This is a genomic window from Myxococcus sp. MxC21-1 (assembly GCF_032612255.1).
Lineage (GTDB): Bacteria > Myxococcota > Myxococcia > Myxococcales > Myxococcaceae > Myxococcus > Myxococcus virescens.
Window position 1 is genome coordinate 5,104,836 of sequence record NZ_CP123278.1, and the last position, 20,276, is coordinate 5,125,111.

The 20,276-nt window shown below is 69.2% G+C and carries 11 protein-coding genes and 2 pseudogenes; 5 read left to right on the forward strand and 8 right to left on the reverse strand.

Going from position 1 to position 20,276, the window contains the following annotated elements; genetic code table 11:
• Positions 1–28 precede the first annotated feature (28 nt).
• Positions 29–2,572, reverse strand: coding sequence for an NAD(P)/FAD-dependent oxidoreductase (locus QEG98_RS22700; RefSeq protein WP_316562792.1), 2,544 nt, complete (start codon positions 2,570–2,572; stop codon positions 29–31).
• A gap of 52 nt (positions 2,573–2,624) precedes the next feature.
• Positions 2,625–3,941 carry an alkaline phosphatase family protein gene (locus tag QEG98_RS22705; RefSeq protein ID WP_316562793.1) on the reverse strand — a complete coding sequence of 439 codons (1,317 nt, stop codon included), beginning with the start codon at positions 3,939–3,941 and terminating at the stop codon, positions 2,625–2,627.
• Positions 3,942–4,609: 668 nt separating this feature from the next.
• Here QEG98_RS22705 and QEG98_RS22710 point away from each other — a divergent pair.
• The 5 genes and pseudogenes from QEG98_RS22710 to QEG98_RS22730 all read left to right on the forward strand — a co-directional run bounded on the left by QEG98_RS22710 (position 4,610) and on the right by QEG98_RS22730 (position 15,061).
• Complete coding sequence (locus QEG98_RS22710; RefSeq protein ID WP_316562794.1) at positions 4,610–5,749, forward strand: acyl-CoA dehydrogenase family protein; 1,140 nt, start codon at positions 4,610–4,612, stop codon at positions 5,747–5,749.
• Positions 5,746–7,257 (forward strand): annotated as a pseudogene (locus QEG98_RS22715) (amino acid adenylation domain-containing protein). Before QEG98_RS22710 ends, QEG98_RS22715 begins: the two are co-directional and overlap by 4 nt.
• Positions 7,258–7,398: 141 nt before the next feature.
• On the forward strand, positions 7,399–11,088 hold the full coding sequence (locus QEG98_RS22720) for a hypothetical protein (RefSeq protein WP_316562795.1): 3,690 nt from the start codon (positions 7,399–7,401) through the stop codon (positions 11,086–11,088).
• The gene (locus QEG98_RS22725) at positions 11,085–11,624 is read left to right on the forward strand and encodes a DUF1318 domain-containing protein (RefSeq protein ID WP_316562796.1); all 540 of its coding nucleotides are present in this window, start codon (positions 11,085–11,087) and stop codon (positions 11,622–11,624) included. The genes QEG98_RS22720 and QEG98_RS22725 overlap by 4 nt, the downstream gene beginning before the upstream one ends.
• Positions 11,618–15,061 (forward strand): annotated as a pseudogene (locus QEG98_RS22730) (hypothetical protein). Before QEG98_RS22725 ends, QEG98_RS22730 begins: the two are co-directional and overlap by 7 nt.
• Before the next feature lie 32 nt (positions 15,062–15,093).
• On the opposite strand, the gene QEG98_RS22735 reads toward QEG98_RS22730, so the two are convergent.
• The 6 genes from QEG98_RS22735 to QEG98_RS22760 all read right to left on the reverse strand — a co-directional run bounded on the left by QEG98_RS22735 (position 15,094) and on the right by QEG98_RS22760 (position 20,251).
• Complete coding sequence (locus tag QEG98_RS22735) at positions 15,094–15,903, reverse strand: sigma-70 family RNA polymerase sigma factor (RefSeq protein WP_316562797.1); 810 nt, start codon at positions 15,901–15,903, stop codon at positions 15,094–15,096.
• 84 nt (positions 15,904–15,987) lie between these two features.
• Positions 15,988–16,188, reverse strand: a complete 201-nt coding sequence (locus tag QEG98_RS22740; RefSeq protein WP_316562798.1) for a hypothetical protein — start codon at positions 16,186–16,188, stop codon at positions 15,988–15,990.
• A 204-nt stretch (positions 16,189–16,392) separates the two neighbouring features.
• Complete coding sequence (locus tag QEG98_RS22745) at positions 16,393–17,061, reverse strand: hypothetical protein (protein ID WP_316562799.1); 669 nt, start codon at positions 17,059–17,061, stop codon at positions 16,393–16,395.
• Between the two features lie 15 nt (positions 17,062–17,076).
• On the reverse strand, positions 17,077–17,538 hold the full coding sequence (locus tag QEG98_RS22750; protein WP_244171816.1) for a DsrE family protein: 462 nt from the start codon (positions 17,536–17,538) through the stop codon (positions 17,077–17,079).
• Positions 17,539–17,581: 43 nt separating this feature from the next.
• The gene (locus QEG98_RS22755) at positions 17,582–18,520 is read right to left on the reverse strand and encodes a YeiH family protein (protein WP_316562800.1); all 939 of its coding nucleotides are present in this window, start codon (positions 18,518–18,520) and stop codon (positions 17,582–17,584) included.
• A gap of 132 nt (positions 18,521–18,652) precedes the next feature.
• Positions 18,653–20,251: a bifunctional metallophosphatase/5'-nucleotidase gene (locus QEG98_RS22760; RefSeq protein WP_316562801.1), complete on the reverse strand. Its 1,599-nt coding sequence runs from the start codon at positions 20,249–20,251 to the stop codon at positions 18,653–18,655.
• Between the last annotated feature and the right edge of the window lie 25 nt (positions 20,252–20,276).

The window sequence follows — 20,276 nt, forward strand, 5'->3', positions numbered from 1 at the left end:
TTTGAACTTCATTCTCGACCAACAAGAATCAATAAAGACATACGTCCGGAACGTCTTTCACTGCGGCCGGCGTGGCATCACGCGGCCCAAGACCTCCGTCCTCCACCACGGACAGATCGCCGAAATCAAAAAGGGCGTGCTTGTACAGCTTGAGGCGCGGACTCAATCCTTCGGGCCCCACCCGCACCGCGACGAACTTCGCGCGATCGGTCTGCATCATCCGCTCGAAGTCCCGAACGGCTTGCTTCGAGGAGTTGGGATACCCGAAACGGGAGATGGCTTCCAGAACCGCAGAGGTCTGGATCCCGCTGTAGATGAGGTTGATGCGCTTGGGCTGGGATTGGGACTCGGAGGTCTCGATGGCGACCTGGGTCATCTTGTCCGCGGAGTGATCCCAGAGCAGCGCGTTCAACTGGCGAACCCGCTCCAGCTCCGGGGCGGACACGCCCATTTCCTGGAGGAAGCGCCACAGCTCCGAGCCAGGCTGGAATGGAGGCCGCTGCTCGTCGAAGCGCACCAGGTACATCTTGGATTCGAGCGTTCCGTCCTCCAGGAAGCTCAGTCCCAGGAACAGCGGGTAGTACTCGGTCCGCAGCGCGGAAGCATAGGTCTTCACCCGCTCCGCGAAGGGCCCTGCCCGGAAGCGCTCCGGCAAGCGGCTCATCGCCTCATCGAAGCCGGAGTGCCCACGCATGGAATCGAAATGCCAGCTGGCGGCAATGGAATACCGGGTAGGGCCTCCGGGCTTGAACTCCGCGCGCACCAGGCCCAGGTCCGAAGGCCGGAACGTCTCGCAGATGGCCACGGACCGCTCGACGCCCTCGTTGGAGATGCCGAGCTGACGCGTGTACTCCCGGAAGGCCTGCGTGACCGTCCCATTGTCGCTGTAGAGCATGAAGCCCAAGCCGGGCTCGTCCGCGTTGTAGGAGAACTCAATCAACGCCTTCTTCGCGATGCCCAGGCCCTGCACCGGGAGCCAATAGTCCAGGAACCGCCGCACCTCGGCGGCCTCGCTCAACAGACCTCGGGCGCGCAGGGCATCCCGGACGAACCACCCCAACGTCTTGTCCGGCTGCCACATCACTTCCGTGTCGAAGTGGCAGATGCGATCACGCGGGCCGACCCGTTGAGGAACCACCAGGTTGGCCAGCATCCGTCCCGCGTAGCGCGCTCCCAGCGCCACCCGGCTGGCGGGCCACAGTGCCTCGGTGCCCAAGCCCTTCACAGACTTCTGCTGCCAGGCGCGCTTCGCGAGCCGCAAGGCGATGTCCGGGCGCAGGAGGAACTCCGGCCCCGCCTGGACGTGCATCAGCTTGAGGAACTCCTGATAGATCTCCGGATGCTCGTGGTTCAGCGCGTAGAGCTCCTCCACGTACCACTGGGCCAGCTTGATGAGCCGCGTCCGCTCGCCGGGGACGTGGGGATGCCGCATGGCCTCCGCCGTCACGAAGAACCAGAGTCCCTGGAGCCACTGCGCGCCCATGCGCAGGTAGGATGCCGTCCAGGCCTGGGTCACCGCCTCCAGGCTGTCGAGCTGGTGCAGCGCCTCGTTGAGGAGGTTCGCCTCCAGCATCGCCACCGACATGCCCTGGCCGAAGACGGGGTCGAAGTAGCACCACGCATCCCCCAGGACGAGCAGCCCCGCGGGGAAGCCCCGGATGCGCTCGAAGTGGCGCCACTTCACGTCCGGCACCCGGTACATCGCGACGTCCGAGACGGGCTTCGCGTCCTTGATGGCTTCGTAGATGTCCGGCTCGCGGAGGCTGCGGGCGAACTCCACGAATCCGTCCGCGTCGCGGGGCGGGTGGTGTCCTTCGTAGCCGAACAAGGACACAATCCAGCGATTGCCTTCCACGCCCAGCATTGCCCCGCCGCGCGGTTTATCGGGCGGCAGCGGGGTGATCCACAGCCCGCGCCAGTCCCTGGCGGTCTCCGGCTGCTCGAAGAGGCGTGACACGTAGCAAAGGTTGATGGGCAGCCGGCTCTCCTCCGGCGGGCTGAACCCCAACTCTGACAGCCACTTGCCCAGCTGCGATCCACGCCCGCTCGCGTCGACCACGATGTTGGCGAGCCGGTTCGTCACCGCGCCGCCGTCCTCGTGGCGATCATGCGTCTGGACACCGAGAATCCGCCGTCCATCCGGTGTGGCCAGCAGCGCCCGCACGGAGGTCGACTCCAGGATCTCCACGTTGGAATAGGCGCGAAGCCGCGCTCTCAGGTAGCGCTCCAGGGAGCAGCGCGTCTGCGGATACAGGACGATGCCGCTGCGGTGGCGCGGCATCCAGTCACCAAACTGCAGCCACCGGAGGTCCTGGGTGAAGTCGAAGGGCTCGATGCCGTCCGCCTTCATCTGCTCGACGAGGCCGGGGAAGTACTGCTCCAACAGGTCCACACCCTTTCGCAGCAGGACGTGGATGTGATTGGCCTGGGGCGCGCCCTGGCGCGGGCCATCCTGGAGCACGTCCCGTTCAATGACGGTGACACGCTCGAAATGGTCCGCCAGCACGCGCGCGGCGCTGAGCCCACCGATGCTGGCGCCAATGACAATGGCGCTCCCTGGAAGTTTGTTCATGCCGTGTCCCGCCTCTTGCAGCGACAACGCTCAGGTTGCTCGCGGAAGCCGTTCAGGCCGCCGCCTGCTGTCTGGTCAGGTGCGCCAGGATGAGGTCGTGGACTTGCGTGGCGTGGAGTGTCTCTGCCTCGATCAGTTCACCATGTCGTGTCATCAGCACCGGCCCATCCTCCGGGCCGGTGGGCAGGCCATGCGCCCCTTTGAGGAGGGAGCCGTCCATCGAGACGACCTCCAGTCGGGAGCGTACGCCCAGCTTCTCCTTCACGACACTGCCCCCCAGTTCCAACATGCGCAGACCCAGCTTCGGGTCCACGAACATCTCCAGCGGGTCGTAGCCCGGCTTGCGGTAGATATCGACGGTGCGCGCGTAGTCCGGCGCACGCGCGTCATCGAGCCAGTAGAAGTACGTGAACCAGGCATCCGGTTCCGCCAGGGCCACCAGCTCGCCTGAGCGAGGGTGGTCCAGATGGTGGGCGCGCTTCCCCTCGGCATCGAGCACCTGGGCCACCCCGGGCTCCGCCTCGACCAGCGCCTTGACCTCGTCCAGGAGCGCCGGGTTCCGGACATAGATGTGCGCGACCTGCATGTCCGCGACGGCGAACGCCTCACTGCCGCTGGGATAGACGACGTCACGGCCGCCCTCGTCCCGGATCGCCAGCCACCCTCGGCGGCGGAAGAGGCGGTTCAGGTGGACGGCCCGGGACACGGGGACCGCGCCGAACTCCGAGAGGATGATGACGCGCACGCCGCGCGACTCGTAGAAGCCAATCAGCTTCCCGACGACGTCGTCGATCTCCCGGAGGCTCTTGTGGATCTCCTTCGCGCCCGGTCCAAACGTGTGCGGCGTGTAGTCCAGGTGCGGAAGGAAGACGAGTGAGAGCGTGGGGCCGTGCCGCTGCTCCAGCCACATGGCGACGTCGGCGATCCACTCCGAGGAGCGGATGCTGTAGCGGGGCCCCCAGTAGTCATACGCGGGGAAGTTCCCCAGCGCCTCGACGAGCGGCTTGCGCAGGTGGAGCGGCTCCGTGAACACGTCGGGCACGACCCGCCCGTCCGCGGTGAAGGACGGCTGCGGCGTGATGGCGTAGTCCGCCTTCGAATACATGTTCATGAACCAGCACACGCGGGCGCAGGTGAAGCTGGGGTCGAGCTTGCGGGCGGCGTCCCAGAGCTGCGGCGTCTGCACGAGCCCATCGGATTGGGGCCAGAAGCGGACCTCTCCCAGCTCCCGGTGGAGCCATCCATCGCCGACGATTCCGTGCTCGCTGGGGTATCTTCCGGTCAGGAACGTCGCCTGCATGGTGCAGTTCAGCGCCGGCAGGATGGGCTGGAGCGGCACCATGCGCCCCCGCTCCACGAATGCCTGCATGTTTGGCGTCGAGGGGCCGACATACCTCGCGCTCAATCCAGGCAAATCCAAAACGACGCAACGTTCCATGTCCGAAGCAAACTGCTCACGAGCAAACCAGTCAATCACCGACCAGGTTGTCCCATACCCTGGTCTGAGATGCGTGCTCGGCCACTTCAACCAGGTCAGCCGCGTGTAGAATTTTACCGCGGCCATAGGCTGGAAAGCACTCACGCGAGCGCTCGCAGCGGGAATGAGTGACACCGCACCCAGTGCAATGGGTAGTGAAACGAAACGGAATACATGGTCTGGAGGGGCGGGTCATGGGCCTCATTTCAGCCCGTTTCCCTGCTGTTCGACGGTGCGCGGCCGGCCCTCGAGACCAGGTCCTCCGCGGCACCGGAAAATCGCGTCCCCGCCCATTTGTAACTCATTGAGTCCACCTCGGACCAGACCCAGCAGATAGGAATTACCCAACCCCGCACTTCAATCCCATCCAGCATCACCTCAAAAGACACACTTTTTGACCACCATCCCCGAGGTTCTTGACGACGCGTTCCCGCGCACGCGAGACTTCGCCTGACTCCTGTCACGTCTCACCATCCATCTCCGAGGGCCATGCAGCGCGAGCGCAAGGCGTTCGAAGCGCGCCCCCTCGTTGCTGTCACCCGTTGGAACATCAGGAAAACATGGACTTCAGTTGGACTCACGAGCAGGTGGAGCTCTATGACCGTGCCCTCGCCTTCGCGCGAGCGCAGTTGCCCGAGGCCGCCAAGCCCAGCAAGGAAGCCCTGCCACGCGATTTGTGGCAACGCTGCGGTGAGTTCGGCTTCCTGGGACTGCCCGTGCCCACGGCGCATGGCGGACTGGGGCTGGACACACTGACCACCGCGCGGGTGATGGAGGCGCTGGGGCGTGGCTGCGTGGACACCGGACTGGTGTTCTCCGTGGGAGCTCACCTCTTCGCCTGCGTAATGCCCATCCTGGAGAGCGGGGATGACGCGCAGAAGTCCCGGTACCTGCCCCGCCTGTGCTCGGGGGAATGGGTGGGCGCCAACGCCATCTCCGAACCGGAAGCGGGCTCGGATGTGTTTGCCCTGAAGACGCGCGCGGTGCGGGACGGAGACAGCTACGTGCTCGATGGTGGCAAGAGCTACGTCACCAATGGCCCTTCCGCGGACGTCTTCCTCGTCTACGCCGCCACGCAACCGGCCCATGGGTACATGGGCCTGAGCGCCTTCCTGGTCGAGAAGGACACGCCGGGACTGTCCGTCGGGCGCGCCTTCGAGAAGATGGGGCTGTCCACGTCGCCCATCGCCCCCATCTATCTGGAGGGGTGCCGTGTCCCGGAGTCCGCGCGGCTGGGTGCGGAGGGCCAGGGCGCGGCGATGTTCAAGCGCTCCATGCAGTGGGAGCGCGCGTGCCTCTTCGCCGCCTACGTGGGCGTCATGGAGCGGGTGCTCGAACAGACGGCGGACTTCGCCCGGACCCGCAAGCAGTTCAAGAAGGCCCTGGGGAAGAACCAGGCCATCTCCCACAAGCTGGCGGACATGAAGCAGCGGCTGGAGGCGTCCCGGCTCCTGCTGTACCAGGCCTGCTGGAAGATGGACCGGGGCCAGGACGCCGTCATGGAGGTGTCCCTGGCCAAGCTGGCCATCAGCGAGGCCGCCATCCAGAGCGGCCTGGACGCCATCCAGATTCACGGCGGCATGGGCTACGTGGCCGAAACAGGCATCGAGCGCGTGCTGCGTGACGCCATTCCCAGCGCCATCTTCTCCGGCACCTCCGAAATCCAACGCGACATCATCGCCAACCAGCTCGGCCTATGACACTCGACCAAATCGTCATCCGTGCAGCGGCGAAGGCTCCCGAGTCCATCGCCATCAAGGGTCCCGACGGGACCCTCACCTACGGCCAACTGGACGCGCTCGCCAACCGCATCGCCCGCGCGCTCCAGGAGCTGGGCGTGAAGCAGGGAGACCGCGTGGGGCTGTGGACGGAGAAGTCCGTGCGCGCCGTCGCCGCGATGCAGGGCATTGCCCGGCTGGGCGCCGCCTACGTCCCCCTGGACCCGCTGAACCCCGCGACGCGGACGCGGCTCATCCTCGACGACTGCGGCATTGACGTGATGGTGACCACCACCACGCGCGCGTCCGAGCTCCACAACGCTGGCGTGAGCCGGCTGCGCTACCTGCTGGTGGACGACAAGGGGCCCGAGATCTGCTGGAACCGGCTGTCCGGTTTTTCATCTGAGCCGCTGCCGCCGCACGGCGCGGGCGACCACGATCTGGCGTACATCCTCTACACGTCAGGCTCCACGGGAACGCCCAAGGGCGTGTGCATCAGCCAGCGGAACGCGATGGCCTTCATCGAGTGGTGCCATGCGCTCCTGGGCACCACGCCGGAGGACCGCTTCAGCAACCACGCGCCGTTCTTCTTCGACCTCTCCGTGCTGGACCTTTACGCGGCCTTCATGGGTGGCGCGTCCGTCACGCTCATCCCGGAGGCGCTGGCCTTCGCGCCCGAGAAGCTGGTGGAACTGGTCCTCCGCGAGCGGTTCACCTGTTGGTACTCGGTGCCGTCGGCGCTGATGCTGATGATGCAGGAAGGCGGTCTGCTGAAGCATGGGGCGCTGCCCTTCCGCGCCGTGCTCTTCGCGGGCGAGCCGTTCCCCATCCGGCACCTGCGCCCGCTTCGTGAGCACCTGCGGCAGGCGCGGTTCTTCAACCTCTATGGACCCACGGAGACCAACGTCTGCACCTTCCATGAGGTGACGGACATTTCGCCCCACCGCACCGAGCCGGTGCCCATTGGCCGAGCAAGCTGTGGCAACCGCGTGTGGCTGGCTCGGCCGCCGCCGGACTCAGAGGAAGCCCGGGAGGAAGGCGACGGCGTGGGCGAGCTGATGGTGGAAGGCCCCACGGTGATGCTGGGCTACTGGGGCCAGCCTCGCCACGGCAGCGGGCCGTATGCCACGGGGACCGCTGCCGCGAGCTGCCGGACGGCACGTTCGAATACCTGGGACGCCGCGACAACATGCTGAAGGTGCGCGGGCGCCGCATCGAAGCGGGGAAATCGAAGCGGCGCTGCTCACGCACCCGGACATCCGCGAAGCAGGCGTGATTGCCACCGGCTCCGGCCTGGAAGCGCGGCTGGTGGCCTTCGTGGTCAGCGGCACCAGCAAGCCCCCTCCCTGCTCAAGGTGAAAAAGCACTGCGCGGAGCGGTTGCCTCGCTACATGATTGTCGACGAGGTCCGCGTGCTGCCCGAGCTGCCCCGGACTCCCAACGGCAAGCTCAACCGGCGCGCATTGAGGGAACTGACGCAGGCGCCTTGAGCCGGTGACGGGCCGCCAGGAGCCGGCGGCCCTCCCCACACCGTCCGTGCAGCCGCCCCGCGCCTGCCCGCCTGCTCACAACGTCTCCTCGACTTCGTACAGGCCCCCGACCATGATGGCCGCGCGCGTCAACCGGGCCACATGGATTCCACCACAGCTGAACGTCCTCGCCGGCGGTGGGCTCGAATCATCGCGGGCGTGGTCTTTACAATCCTGGTCGTGCTCCCCGCGCTGGCACTGGTCGCTGCCGTGGTGGTGTTGCGCAACCTCGACAGTCCCTGGCTGAAGCAGCCCATTGTCTCCGAGGTGGAGGCGGCCACCGGGCTCCAGGTGGACTACCAGGTCGCCCAGGTCGAGCTCCTCTCGGGGTTGAAGCTGGGTGGGCTGGTGGTGCGGACCCCCGCTCCGTTGCATACCGCCGCGCCCGAGCTGCTGCGCGTCGGCACGTTGGAGGCGCACTGGTCGCCCCGCGCGCTGATGACCGGTCCCATCCGGATTGAGCGGGTGGTCGTGCGGGACGTGGCGCTCGCCCTGGTCGCTGACGATTCAGGCGCCACCTCCCTCTCGGGACTGAGGAGCACTGAAGCCCCAGAGCCGCCGCCCGTTGAAGCGCCGGTGAGTGCCTCCCAGCAGGTCGCCGACCTCCTGGGAGCACCGCTTCCTGTCGGGCACGTCGATGTGTCGGGCGTGTCGCTGAGCTACGTCCGCGTCCAGCGTGGCGAAGTCGCCGAGCGCTGGTCCCTAGGCGGGCTCGCGGCGCGGGTCGAAGCGAAGCAACACGACGGGGAATGGAAGGTCTTCGCGAACCTGGGCCAGGCGGGTGCGCCGCTGCCGCTGGCGCTGCGCCACGAAGGCTCCGCCACGCCCCCGGCCCTCGCGGAGCTGGCGTTCGCCCTCTCGATGGAGGCTGGCGCTTCGACCGCTCGGGCGCAGGTGGACCTCGATGTCACCCGGCAGACCTTCGACCCACGCTTCTCGGTCCGGTCGCTGCTTCACGGCGCCGTGGCCGCGCGGTTCGATGTCGAGAAGCGCCACATCGCCGTGGAGCTGGAGCGCACCCGGCTGACGGACAGCGCGGAGCTCGAGGCCCAGGCCGTGCTCCCGGATGCCGCGGACGCGCCCCCGGTCGTGACACGCGCCCTGGCGGACATCGAGTTGGGAAGGCTGCTGGCGGCAATCCCTTCCGAATGGCGTCCGTTCACGCTCGAGCGAGGCAAGGTGAAGCTGGACGCACGAGACGTCACCCTGAGCGCGATGCCTCAACTGGGGCCTCGCGGCAGACTGGGCCTGGACGTGGACGTCGCGTCGCTCCGGATGACGGGTGAGCCAGTCCAGTTGGCGCTCGGCGGAGGACGCGTCGCCCTGGAGGCGACACCTGATCCGCGGCAGGGGCTCTCCGCGCAGCTGACGTTCGGAATCGATGAGCTCGACGTGCGAGGCCCCACGGCCCTGCGGATTCCAAAGGCCCACGGTGAAGTAAAGGGACATCAGCTCCGCCCAGAGCCCTCCTCCCCGCTCCAGGTCGCCGGAGACGCGAGCCTGTCGGGCATGGTGGAGTCCCTGGACCTCCGGACTCCCGACCTCCGAGCGAAGGCCGAACGGATGGGATTCCAGCTCAGCGCTCCGCTTGCGGCTGCGCCTCCCCTCGCACTGAGCGCGAACGTGCCCGTGGGGGCGCTCCATGTGTCGTCGCCGGATGGGCGCACGCTGCTGAAGGGCCCCGTGCACGTGAAGCTCGATGCGTCGAACGCGTTCCCGCAGCTCGACGCGCCCCAGCGCAGCCGAGGCCGCGCGCGGCTCGTGCTCGACGTCGGCGACATGCAGGCGTCCCTGGATGCCACCAAGGACACCGACGCGGTGTCTTACACCCTGACCGCGCGGACACCGGACCTCGCCGCCGCCCGCCCCTTCATTCCCGACTCGGTCGCGGCGCGCATTCCGTGGCGGCACCTGGGCGTGAGCCTGGACTCCAAGGGCAGCGTGAAGGCGCTCTTCTCATCCGCGCCACGTCTGGAGCACCGCACGGAGCTGAAGCTGCAACGGCCCGCGTGGGACAACGTGACGGCCAGCGACGTCGCCGTCGTGATGCGCTCGCGGGGTGACGCCTGGCGCCACCAGGGCGACGTGGACCTGCGAATCGAAGGGCTCCGGGCTGGTGAGAAGGACATGGGGCTCCAGCATCAGACGCTGACCCTGGACCTCAACCGCCGGAAGCCCGCGTTCCGGTTGGGCCTCACCAGTCATGAAGGGCCGAAGGTCATGCTGGACGCCGCGGCGGCGTTCGACCGGAAGGCCCGCGCCCTTCGCATCGACGTGAAGGGCGACCTTCTCCCACTGGGACCTCTGGCGCCCTTGCTGGCCATGGCGCAGGTGCCCCCGGAGCTGGATGCCGGGCGGCTCGCGGTGGGCATCGAGTTGCACGGTACGCTTCGCGGCGTGCTCACGGGTGTCACGGCCGATGGCACGCCGCGACTCGCTCCGGACCCCGCGCGTACCGCCAGCTTCGATGGAACGGCGGTGGTGAGCGCGAGGGGCCTGCGCTGGAGGCAGGACACCCTGTCGCTCAACGTTCCCGCGCTGCGTTGGCAGTTGGCGTCTCGCGTCGAAGGTCCCAAGCGAACCGTTCACAGTGACCTGCACGTGGAGAAGCTCACGGTCGGAATGAGCGATCGGCGGCTGTCCTTCTCGGAGCTGACCAGCGACACCACCGCCAGCTTCACCGAGGCGCTGGAAGCGGACGACATCGAGCTGAAGCAGCACTTGAAGCTTCGCGCACTGGAACAGAACCCGGTGCTGCCCTATCCGGTCCAGGACGTGGAAGCGACGTTCTCCGCGCGGCGCAAGCCCACGGGCGTCATCCACGTTCCCCAGCTCCACCTGACCAACGCGGGAACCAGCACCCATTTGAAGGTCCGGGGGCGGCTGGACCTCAGCGAGGACCGGCGCCGCCTGGGGCTCCGGGGCGAGCTGTCGCAGGACATGGCCAGGCTCGCGCGCCCCGGGATTCTGGAGGGAAGCGGCAAGGTCACCGTCGACTTCCGCGTGGGCTCACCCGACCTCGCCGTCTTCCGGACCGTCTCCAACCTGCTCCTCCAGGACTTGAACCTGCGCCTGCCCGAGCAGGGGTTCGAGGTTGAAGGGATGGACGGCAACGTCCCGCTCACCGAGAACCTCGAGTTCAGCGAGGGACAGCTGCGGCTGCTGAGCGACATCGACGTGAACCCGTACCCAATGCTTCGTTTCGCCGACCAGCATCCCCTGCTCTCCCGCAGCGGGTATGTGTCCGCCAAACGCATCAGCACGCCGCTCGTCGCCGTCGCGCCCCTGGCGGGGAACCTGTCCATCAACCAGCACGTCGTCTCCATGACGCAGCTGGAGATGGGGGTTCGCGGTGGGCGCATCACCGGACAGTGGCTCCTGGACTGGCAAGGCAAGCACTCCACCCTGGAGGCCCGCGTGCGAGCCACCGGGGTCCAGTCATCCCGAGGCGAGCCCTTCGATGGCAATGCCGCCGTGGTCATCTCCGCGAAGGACCGCAGCATCAATGGCCGCGCGGAGATTCTGCGCATTGGCAACCGCCACCTGCTGGACCTGCTCGACATCGAAGACCCCCGCCATGTCAACCCCGCCACCAACCGGGTCCGCTATGCCTTGCGGCTGGGCTACCCGGAGCACGTGCGGGTGAGCTTCAACCACGGCTTCGGCAGCCTGCGCATCACCATGGGCGGCCTGGCGAAGCTGCTCAGCATCGACGAAATCCGGGGCATCCCCATGGGCCCCATCGTCGACCAGCTCATCAAATCCATGACTCCTCCGGAGACCACGCCATGAAACACCGTGGGTTGCTGCTGTGGGCCGCCCTCGCCACGTCCGGGTGCATCAGCGCGCCGGAGATTGTCATGGTGGACCGCGCGACGGCGCTCGAGGAACAGGCCTCGGGCTCGTTCAAGGACGTGGAGCAGCGGCTGGCTCGCGCGGGCATGAATCCCACGCCGGTGCCATTCACACCCAATCAGTTGGAAGAGCTGGGCATCCAGCCCACGCCGTTGGTGGAGAACATCGGCAGGACGCCCGCGGACCGCGTCGACGACCTGCTCCGTCGCCACTGCGTGGGCGAAGGGCGGGACGGGCTGCTGGTGAATACGCGCCGCCGCTGCAAGGCCGGGCGCATGACCGCCGACGACGTGGCCCTGGTCGAGCGGGTGAATCGCTCCCGTCAGCTGCTCTGGAAGTGGATGCGGTCGGCCCGCCCCGACGTCCCGGAAGAGACGCTGCGCCGGAACTGGCACAAGGTGCACGCGGAGGGCGTCGTCTGCGGCGGTTGGGTCGAGGCCGAGGATGGGACCTGGGGAGAGAAGCAGTGCTGACGCGGCGGAGACGGGGCGTCGTGGCCCTGGTGACGCTGATCGCGGGGAGCGTCTGGGCGCAGGACGATGAGAACGATGGAGGACTGCGCACGCCCACCCGGCTCACCGTCGGCGTGGGCGACCAGTTCCTGGGGCAGCTGGCGCCTGACGGGAACACGTTGATCTTCGCGTCCAACCGCAGCATCGCGACCGAAATCTTCACGCAGGACCTGGAGCGCGGACGCGAGCGCCGGCTGTTCGACGAAGGCGCGGATGTCACCTGGCCGCGCATCAGTCCCGACGGCAAGCACCTGCTCTACATCTCGTTCCGCAACCAGGCCGGTGGCCAGCTGTGCGTGCGCGAGCTGCCCACCGCGAAAGAACGCCGGTGCCTCGAAGGAGACGCCAACGCCCTCCAGGCGGAGTGGATGGATGCCTCGCACATCGCGCTGGTGAGCCGGACCACCATCCAGGGCGACCTCCACCTGTCGCGCGTCGAGCTGGGCGGCGAGTGGCGCGTAACACCCCTGCTCGAGCGGAACCTGACCAGCCCGACCCTGTCCCCCGATGGGCGCTGGCTGGTGTACGTCCCCATCGAGCGCTCCGTGCGGCAGGTGGGCCCCGGCTTCGCCGCGCGCGCCGCGCCCCATCTGGAGGCGCTGCGCCTGGATTCCCCGGCGCGAAGCCCATCCCGCTGTCGCTCGACATCCCGGGGCAGACGGGACAGCCGACGTTCTCCCGGGATGGGCGCTACCTGTACGTGGTGCAGTTCTTCACGGACTCGAATGCGGATGGCGTCATCGACGCCAGCGACAGCGGCGTGCTGTTCCGGGTGCCGTTCGCGACGGAGCGTGACGACGCCGCCGAGCAAGCCGCCGCCGCCAATCCGGACCAGCTCACCAGTGCGTCCTGGAACTGCCAGTACCCGGCGCCCGCGGCCACGTCCCTGGCCGCGACCTGTTCACGCGCGCAGTCCCTGGACGTGTACCAGATGCCGCTGGATGGCCGGTCCCCAGTGCCTGGGATGCGCGCCGGCTCAGCGAAGAGCTGAGGATGGTGGGCCGGCGCGCCGACGAGCTGCTGCTCTATCGCCACCGGCTGCTGCTCGAGACGCGGCCCAGGCTTCGCCGCCTGCTGATGATGCGCATGAGCATGCTGCACCTGGCCTACGAGGACTTCAGCGCGGCGGAGTTCTACGCCCGCTACCTGGGCTCGGTGAGCGACCCCGCCACCGCGGGCCTGGAGGAACCGCTCCGCGTCCTCATCGACCACCGGCGCACCATGAAGGAGCGCGAACGGGGCCGCATGGTGGAGGAGCTGAGTGTCGCGGAGCAGAAGCGCATGGCCGCGCTGGAGCCCGCGAACGCGCCCAGCCCCGCGGCCGCAGTCTTCCAGCGCGTGGTGCGCAGCGAGCTGGCGGATGACGCGGGTGACTTCACGCGGGCCCGGAAGGAGCTGGAGGCGGCCGAAATCGCCGACACCACGCCGCGCGCGGTGCTGGAGGCGTACCACGCGCGAGCAGACGCGCTGTACCGGAAGCTCGGTGAGCGCGAGCCCTTGATTGAAGCGGGCCGGCGGCTCTCCGAGCACCGCATCTTCCCGGCGGACGACCAGCTCGACTTCGCTCGCGCCGCGGTCCGCGCCCTGTACCGGGGACGCCCCTACGACGAGGCGGACGCGGCGATGGCGCAGGCACTCACGACAGCGCCCGCCGGTTCGGCCTACGCGTACGCGCTGGAGCTGGGCCGCCACATCAATGCGCTCCGAAGCGAGCGGCCTCCTCGTGCCGTGCGGGAGGCGCTGCTCGGATTCTACCGGCAGCAGAAGGACCCGCTGCGCCGACGGGTCCTGGTTCAGGACGCCGTGGAGCGGGCGGCGGGGCTCGGCGCCGATGGCATCATGGAATCGCTGGCGATGGTCTACGTCGACGACACGCCACCGGGTAGCGAGGAGCGACGCCGCGCCGAGCGGCTCTTTCGCCGCGCGCTGATGGGCCGCGCCTACCGGCGGCTGGCGCGGCAACGCCAGGACATGGCGCGTGCGGACTTCGACCTGGTGACGCAGCGGACGGGTTCACTGGAGAGCGCCGTCGAAGCCATGAACCTGCGCTTGCGAGCCGGCGTCAGTCCGGAGGTGGTGGAGAAGGAAGTCACCACCACCGCTCCGAACATGGCGAAGCCGCTCGCGCACTTCGTGAAGGCCTACGTCACCGCGCGCCAGCTCTCCAAGTTGGAGGGGGATGCCCATGCGCAGGCCGTGACCTCGGCGGTGAGGGAGCTGCGTGCCGCGTGGCCGGAACTGAAGAACCAACGCGTGGTGCAGGCGCTCCTGGGCGCCATCCATCACGAGGACTTCCTGCGCAACCGCGCCCCCGCCGCCGCCGAGCGCGCCAACCGCTACTACATGGTGGCCCTGGACCTGATGCGGAACAACGTCCGCTACCGGGCCATGATTCTCGGCGCGCTGGGGCTGCTGCACACGCAGGTGGGCAACTTCCACATCGCCCTGGGTTACCTCGAACAGCGAGACAAGCTGCCGTACGTGGACAATTGGGCGGGGCTCGCGGTGTCCATGGCGCGGGCCCACGCGCTGCTCCACGTCGACCGTGAAGCCGACGCGGCCCAGGCGGCGGACAAGGCCCTGGCCATGGTGGAGACCACGCAGCGGCTGTCCAGGTTCCTCCCGCTGGCCCTGGACCGCGCCGCGCTCTACAACCTCGCCGCTGGCCGCTTCGAACGGGCGCTGACGCTCTATGACCGGGAGCTGCCCCTCGTGGAAGCGAGCCCCCAGGACGAAGAGGGCCTGCGCAACCGGATGGTGGTGCGGCTGGCGCGCGGCGCCGCGGCGCTGGGTGCGGGTCAGCCGCAGCGGACCTTGGAGGACCTGGAGCAGGTCGAGCGAGACCGGCGACGCCCGGTGTTCGGAGCGCGTTGAAGTGGGCCCACTCCACGCCGGAGCATGTCCTGCGCTCCTACCGCCTCATCGCCTCGGGCCTGCGCGCGAACGCGGAGACCCGGCTGGGACGCCTGGACGCCGCGGCGCGGGCGCTCGAAACGCGGCGCAAGCTGTACCTGGATCAGTTCGACCAGTTGGACCGCGATGAGGACATCCGCGCCGTGACGCTGGCGGAGCTGCGGCTGGCGGAGAACGCGGTGGACCAGCAGGACCCGGCACGGGCGGCGCGCTGGCTGGGTGAGGCGTTGAAGCACTCCGACTCGCTGGTCGCGCGGACGCACGCGAACGTCGATCCGGGGCAACTGGACGTGCTCTGGTTCGCGGCACAGTTGAACGTGAAGGGCGACGGAGGCTTGCCCTTCGACGTGCCTCAGCGACTGGGCAAGGCGCGCCGTACCCTGGTCGAGCTGCGTGACCCGGCCTGGCGTTCGTACCTGGCGTGGTTCGACATCTACTCGGCGCTCGCGGCGCCCGCCGCCGAGGAGGCCCGTTCAGCCCCATAGGCCGCGCCCCGGGTGCTCCAAGGCGAGCGGGCTCAGGCGGGCAGCGCGCGTGACAGCGCCTGCCGTACCGCCGCGCGCACGGGCGCGGGGACCGCATCCCCGGGGATGCGCCGGCACAGGGACACCGTGCGCTTGAGCGCGTCACACGCGTCGCTGCAGCGGGGGCAGCGGGACAGATGGTCCTCCAGGCGCACACAGGCGGCCTGGTCCACCTCCTCCGCGGCGAACTCCGACAGCTCCTGCGCCAGCTCCGGACACCCCGCGCCCTGTCCGTGGGCGCCCTCCCCCAGGAGGGTGGAGAGGTGCTCGCGCATCTGGAGCCGCGCGCGGTGCAGCCGGCTCTTGAGCGCCCGCACCTCGATGCCCACCACGCTGGCCGCCTCCTCGGCCGTGAGCCCCTCCACGTCCCGGAGGATGAGCACCTCTCGATGCGCCTCCGGCAGCGCGAGGATGGCCGCCTGCAACACTTCGCCCATCTGCCGCGCGTGGGAGACCATGTCCGGCGTCGCCTCCTCCGCCGCGACGTTCGTGGCCGCGGGCGAGTCGAGCGGCTGGAAGTCCTCGGGCGAGCCGACGCGACGGCGGCGCAGGCGGAAGCAGTGCGTGCGGGCCACCTGGTACAACCAGGTGGACAGCGCCGCGTCCCCCCGGAACGCGTGGATGCCCCGGAACGCGGAGAACAGCGTCTCCTGGAGGACCTCCATGGCGTCCTCCTCGGAACCGCACATGCGCAGGCCAAAGCGGTACACCTGCTTCTCATGGCGGGCGAGGACCTCGTCCAGGGCCTTGTCGTCGCCAGCGCGCGCGGCCTCCATCAACTGCTCATCGGTTCGCGTCGACATCCGCCCTTCGCCTCCTCATCGGAAGAACGCCCAGTCACCAGGATGCCTTCCTGGATGGCGCCAGGAGGTTACATCGCGCAAAACCTAGCGCCGGTGCTGAAGCGACAGGCCGAGTTGACCGCCGGACGCGCCATGCCCGGGAGGCCGCCAGCTCCCGCCCAGCGTGGCGCGAAGCGCCTGCCGGCGGAGATACCAGCTGAGCCCGGCATCCAGCCGCGCCCCGCTCGGGGCGTCCGCCAGGGCGCCGCCCGTGACTCGCGCCACCAGCGCCCACGGCTCGAGCACCGTGGCCCCCGGCCCCGGCAGGTTGAGGCCCGCGCGGACGTGGGCGAGCAGCGCGTGTCCCTGGGGGAGGTCACCTGGTGGAGCTCGGCCGAGAGCACCAGCGGGCGCAGGCGCAGGAGCGCGTCCACGCCCCAGGAGCGTGCGTCGCCCCCGGGCTCCGTGCTCCCTTGCAGGGCCAGGGTGAGGCCCGGACGAAGGCCGAAGTCATTCATGGGCAGGCTGAGGGAATACGCCTCCACCTCGGGCGTGCCCAGGGTGAGCGCGGCGCGGGCCACGAGCAGCGGCGGTCGCCACGCCCCTCCGGCCCGGGGCGGTACACCACCACGCCCGAATCATAGCGCACGCTCCAGCCCTCCCCCGGAGCAGGCCCCCCACGTCCACCCCCGGCGCGCGCCCCGACTCCGTCCCGGTGAGGTGCTCGCGCAGGGGGCCTTGCGTGATGGCCTTGTCCAGCGAGTCCACCTCGAAGCCGCTGGTGAGGCTCTCCCGGCCCACCTGCGGACGGAACAGCCCCACGCTCAACCAGGCGCGCTGGGGCAGCACGGTGAAGGTGACGCTGGCCTCGTGGAGGGCCAGCGGCGGCCCCTGGAGCGGACCGGGCAGGAGGACGAGCCGGTCGAACGACACCTCCAGTCCGCCCCGCACCCACGGTGACCCGGTCAGGTGGAGCCCCACCCGCCCACGTCGCAGGCTCACGGCGGCGGCGCCCGGGGCGCTCAGCCCCTGATCGATTCGGACCTGGAGCGCCTCCCTGATTTCCAGCCGCGGCCCCTCCTCCACCACCTCCTCGGCCCAGCCCGGCCGCGCCATGCCGGCCAGGGCCAGCAGGCCGAGGGACAGCACGGTCCGCGTCCTGCGCGTCGCGCGCTCCATGGGGGCCACGACTCGCTAGTAGCGGATGACCTGGTAGCCCTCGGCCACCAGGCGCGACAGCTCTGCCACGCCGTCGTCCACCACGTCGGCCTGGGGCTGGAGCGTCTTCGGGTCGATGCCATACTTCTTCAGCGCGGTGCCGCACGCCACCAGCCGCACGCCGGCGGCCTTCGCCGCCTGGGCCGCCTCGCGGACCTCCGCCGGCACGGCCTTCACCGTCGGGTCCAGCGCCACCACCGCGCGGCCGTAGGTGAGCCACACCACGTCCGAGAGGTAGCCCGACTCCTTGGCGTTCTTCACGTGCCGGAGGGAGCTGGAGAGGGTGCCCAGGTCCTCCAGGCCCGTGGTGGCCACGAAGACGAGCTTGCCCTGGCGAGCGGGCACCTCCTTCTTCGCGGGCGGGGACGGCGGCGCGGCGAGCGAGGCCAGGGGCGCGGTGACGAGCGCGATGACGAGCAACGGCAGGAAGCGATTCATCTGGACAGACTCCGAAGTGGTTCTAGGACGACGGGTTCGAGGACTACTGGATGGACAGCACATGGATGAGCCCCCAGGCGGACAGCGCCAGGGCGGCGAAGCCAACGAGGCCCGCGTAGACGACCCGCATGCCCGCGCGGCGGACCATGCTCAGGTGGGTGCCAAGCCCCATGGCCGCCATGGCCATCACCATGAGGAAGACGCTGGCGGTGGAGAGCCACGCCTTGGCGGCGGCGGGCACCACACCCACCGTGCCCAGCACGCCCACCGCGAGGAAGCCGATGACGAACCACGGGATGGGTGGCTCCTTCAGCGAGTAGCGCACCTGCCCGCCCGCGCCGGAGACCAGCCCCAGCACCACGAGCGCGGGGGCCAGCAGCACCACGCGGGTGAGCTTGACCAACGTGCCCAGGTCTCCGGCGGAGGTGCCCCAGGTGAAGGCCGCGGCCATGACCTGCGCCACCTCATGCAACGTGGCGCCCGACAGGATGGCGAGCTGCGCGGTGCTCAGCCCCAGCAGCGGCCCCACGAAGACGTAGAAGAGGACGCCCACCGTGCCCAGGATTCCGCACAGCCCCACCGCCAGCGTGGTGTCCTCCTCCTCCGCGCGGGTGACGGAGCTGGCGGCCACCACCGCGCTGGCGCCACAAATGGAAGTCCCCACCGCCAGCAGCGTGCCCAGCTTCTCCGGCACGCCGAAGCGCTTCGTCACCCAGCGGATGCCCAGAATGCCGCCGACGATGACGGCCAGGGCCAGCAGCAGCACCCGTGGGCCCACCTTCGCCACCAGCCCGAAGTCGAGCCGCGCGCCCATCAGCACGATGCCCAACCGCAGCACCGTGCGCGCCGAGTAGCGCGTGCCCTCCATCAGGCCGGGGGCCAGCCCCAGGGCCGTGCGCAGTGAGATGCCAATCAGCAGGGCCACCGTGAGGGGCCCCACCACCTTGAGGCCGGGGAGCGTGGCCAGCCCGTAGCTGACCACCGCCAGTCCAGCGGCGAGCCCGATCCCCGGAAGCCGCCGGCGCCAGGGCCTCCAGGCGGAGGCGTGGCGGAAATCGAGTCGGAAGCGGTGAGAGGTGCGGTCATTTCAGGGGGACGGTGGGGGAAGTCGCGCTCACGGTTGGACCTGCTGGGTGCGGAGCACGGCCGGCAGGTCCTCGCCCACCGCGCGGCCCTCCAGCGACTCACTCAGTCGCGGCTTGCCGGCAAGGAAGCGGCGCACCGCCTCGTGCGCGTCCATGTCGAGCACCTGCGGCTCCTGGACACCAGGGATGCGGCAGAGCATGTCCGGCGAGTCCCCTTCCCGCTCGCAGGCCGTCACGGTGTAGAGGCGCTCGTCCACCACCGGCTCGCCAGCGACCTCCAGGGCGAGGAGGCGCTGCCCCTTGGGGGCCTCCGAGCGGAAGCGCACCGTCATCCCCGAGGGGCGCGGCAGCCACCCGCCGAAGCGCTTCTCCGGATCCTTCGCGAAGACGTTCTCCAGCTCCTGCTCCCAGAAGGCGCGAAGCTGGCGGCCACTCACCTTGCCCGTCTTCAGCTTGTTGGTGATAGGAAAGAAGTTCCACAGGTCCGCCTCGCGCACGGGCCCGGGCAGCAGCGGCGTACCGAAGCGGAAGCCGTTGGAGAGGCCAATCTCCGTCCCGCCAGCGGCGCGGATGGCGTCAGCCAGCACATTGTCCAGCGGGTTCTCCACCACCGCGTAGCGCGCGAGCGTCACGTCGGTGTGTCCCACCGGCGAGGACAGCTGTTCGTCATAAGGCGCGAGCGCGGCGTCCACGAGCCGCACCATCTCCGGGTCTTCAGGGAAGCGCGACGCGGTCAGCTCGATGAGCTCCCAGCGGCGGTCCACCACCTTCCCGTCCTCCAGCCACAAGTCCATCCGGCCGAGGAAGGAGCCGAAGGCGCCGGGCTCCACCACCCAGCTTCCGGCCTGCTCGATGGGGACATAGGTGCGCTCATGCGTGTCGCTGGACAGGTGGGCGTCCACGCCAGACACCCGGGCGGCGATCCCCACGGCCTTGGCGAGCCCCACGTGCGACATCAAGAGCACCACCTGGGCGCCCTCGCGCTCGCGCACCTCGCGCACCAGCTCCGGCAGCGCCTCCGGGCCGTCGTAGCGCAGCCCCTTGCTGTACCCCGGGGGCTGACGGCGCGGGACGTCCGGGTCCGTGAAGCCCACCACGGCCACCTTCACCCCGCCCACCTCCTTCACCAGGTACGGCGGAAAGAGCCGTTCACCGCTGGCCGCATCACGCAGGTTGGCAGCGAAGAGCGGATGCTTCAGCTCACGCGCGCGCTGGCGCAGCACCGCGGGGCCGTACACCACCTCCCAGTTACCGGGCACCGCGCCGTCCAGCCCGAGCGCATTGAGCGGTTCGATGAGGACGCCGCCCTCGGTGAGCGCAGCCGCGCCCGAACCTTGAATCGTGTCGCCGGCGTCGAGCACCAGCACGTCACCACCGCGCTCGGCCCGAATCTGTTGGATGGCGGCGGCGACGCGAGCGAAGCCGCCCGCCATCTCGATGCGCTCCTTCCCATCGCGCCAGAAGAGCTCCGGGTGGGCGCGCAGTTGCGCATGCAGGTCCGCCACGTAGAGGACGGTGAGCTGCTGGCGCTGGGACGTGGGAGCGCTCGCGCTGACCGGGGGCCGGGATGAAGCACAGCCGGCGGCCAGGACGAGCAGCGCGCCGAGCGCGGACAGGAGACGGGACATCGTGGAGCACCTTGCGAGGAGTGAA

What these genes read in the sequence shown, in the direction of transcription:
- QEG98_RS22720 (WP_316562795.1), top strand. Translation starts at nt 7,399, where the DNA reads ATGGATTCCACCACAGCTGAACGTCCTCGCCGGCGGTGGGCTCGAATC.
- QEG98_RS22705 (WP_316562793.1), bottom strand. Translation starts at nt 3,941, where the DNA reads ATGCAGGCATTCGTGGAGCGGGGGCGCATGGTGCCGCTCCAGCCCATC.
- QEG98_RS22760 (WP_316562801.1), bottom strand. Translation starts at nt 20,251, where the DNA reads ATGTCCCGTCTCCTGTCCGCGCTCGGCGCGCTGCTCGTCCTGGCCGCC.
- QEG98_RS22725 (WP_316562796.1), top strand. Translation starts at nt 11,085, where the DNA reads ATGAAACACCGTGGGTTGCTGCTGTGGGCCGCCCTCGCCACGTCCGGG.
- QEG98_RS22745 (WP_316562799.1), bottom strand. Translation starts at nt 17,061, where the DNA reads ATGGAGCGCGCGACGCGCAGGACGCGGACCGTGCTGTCCCTCGGCCTG.
- QEG98_RS22750 (WP_244171816.1), bottom strand. Translation starts at nt 17,538, where the DNA reads ATGAATCGCTTCCTGCCGTTGCTCGTCATCGCGCTCGTCACCGCGCCC.
- QEG98_RS22735 (WP_316562797.1), bottom strand. Translation starts at nt 15,903, where the DNA reads ATGTCGACGCGAACCGATGAGCAGTTGATGGAGGCCGCGCGCGCTGGC.
- QEG98_RS22710 (WP_316562794.1), top strand. Translation starts at nt 4,610, where the DNA reads ATGGACTTCAGTTGGACTCACGAGCAGGTGGAGCTCTATGACCGTGCC.
- QEG98_RS22700 (WP_316562792.1), bottom strand. Translation starts at nt 2,572, where the DNA reads ATGAACAAACTTCCAGGGAGCGCCATTGTCATTGGCGCCAGCATCGGT.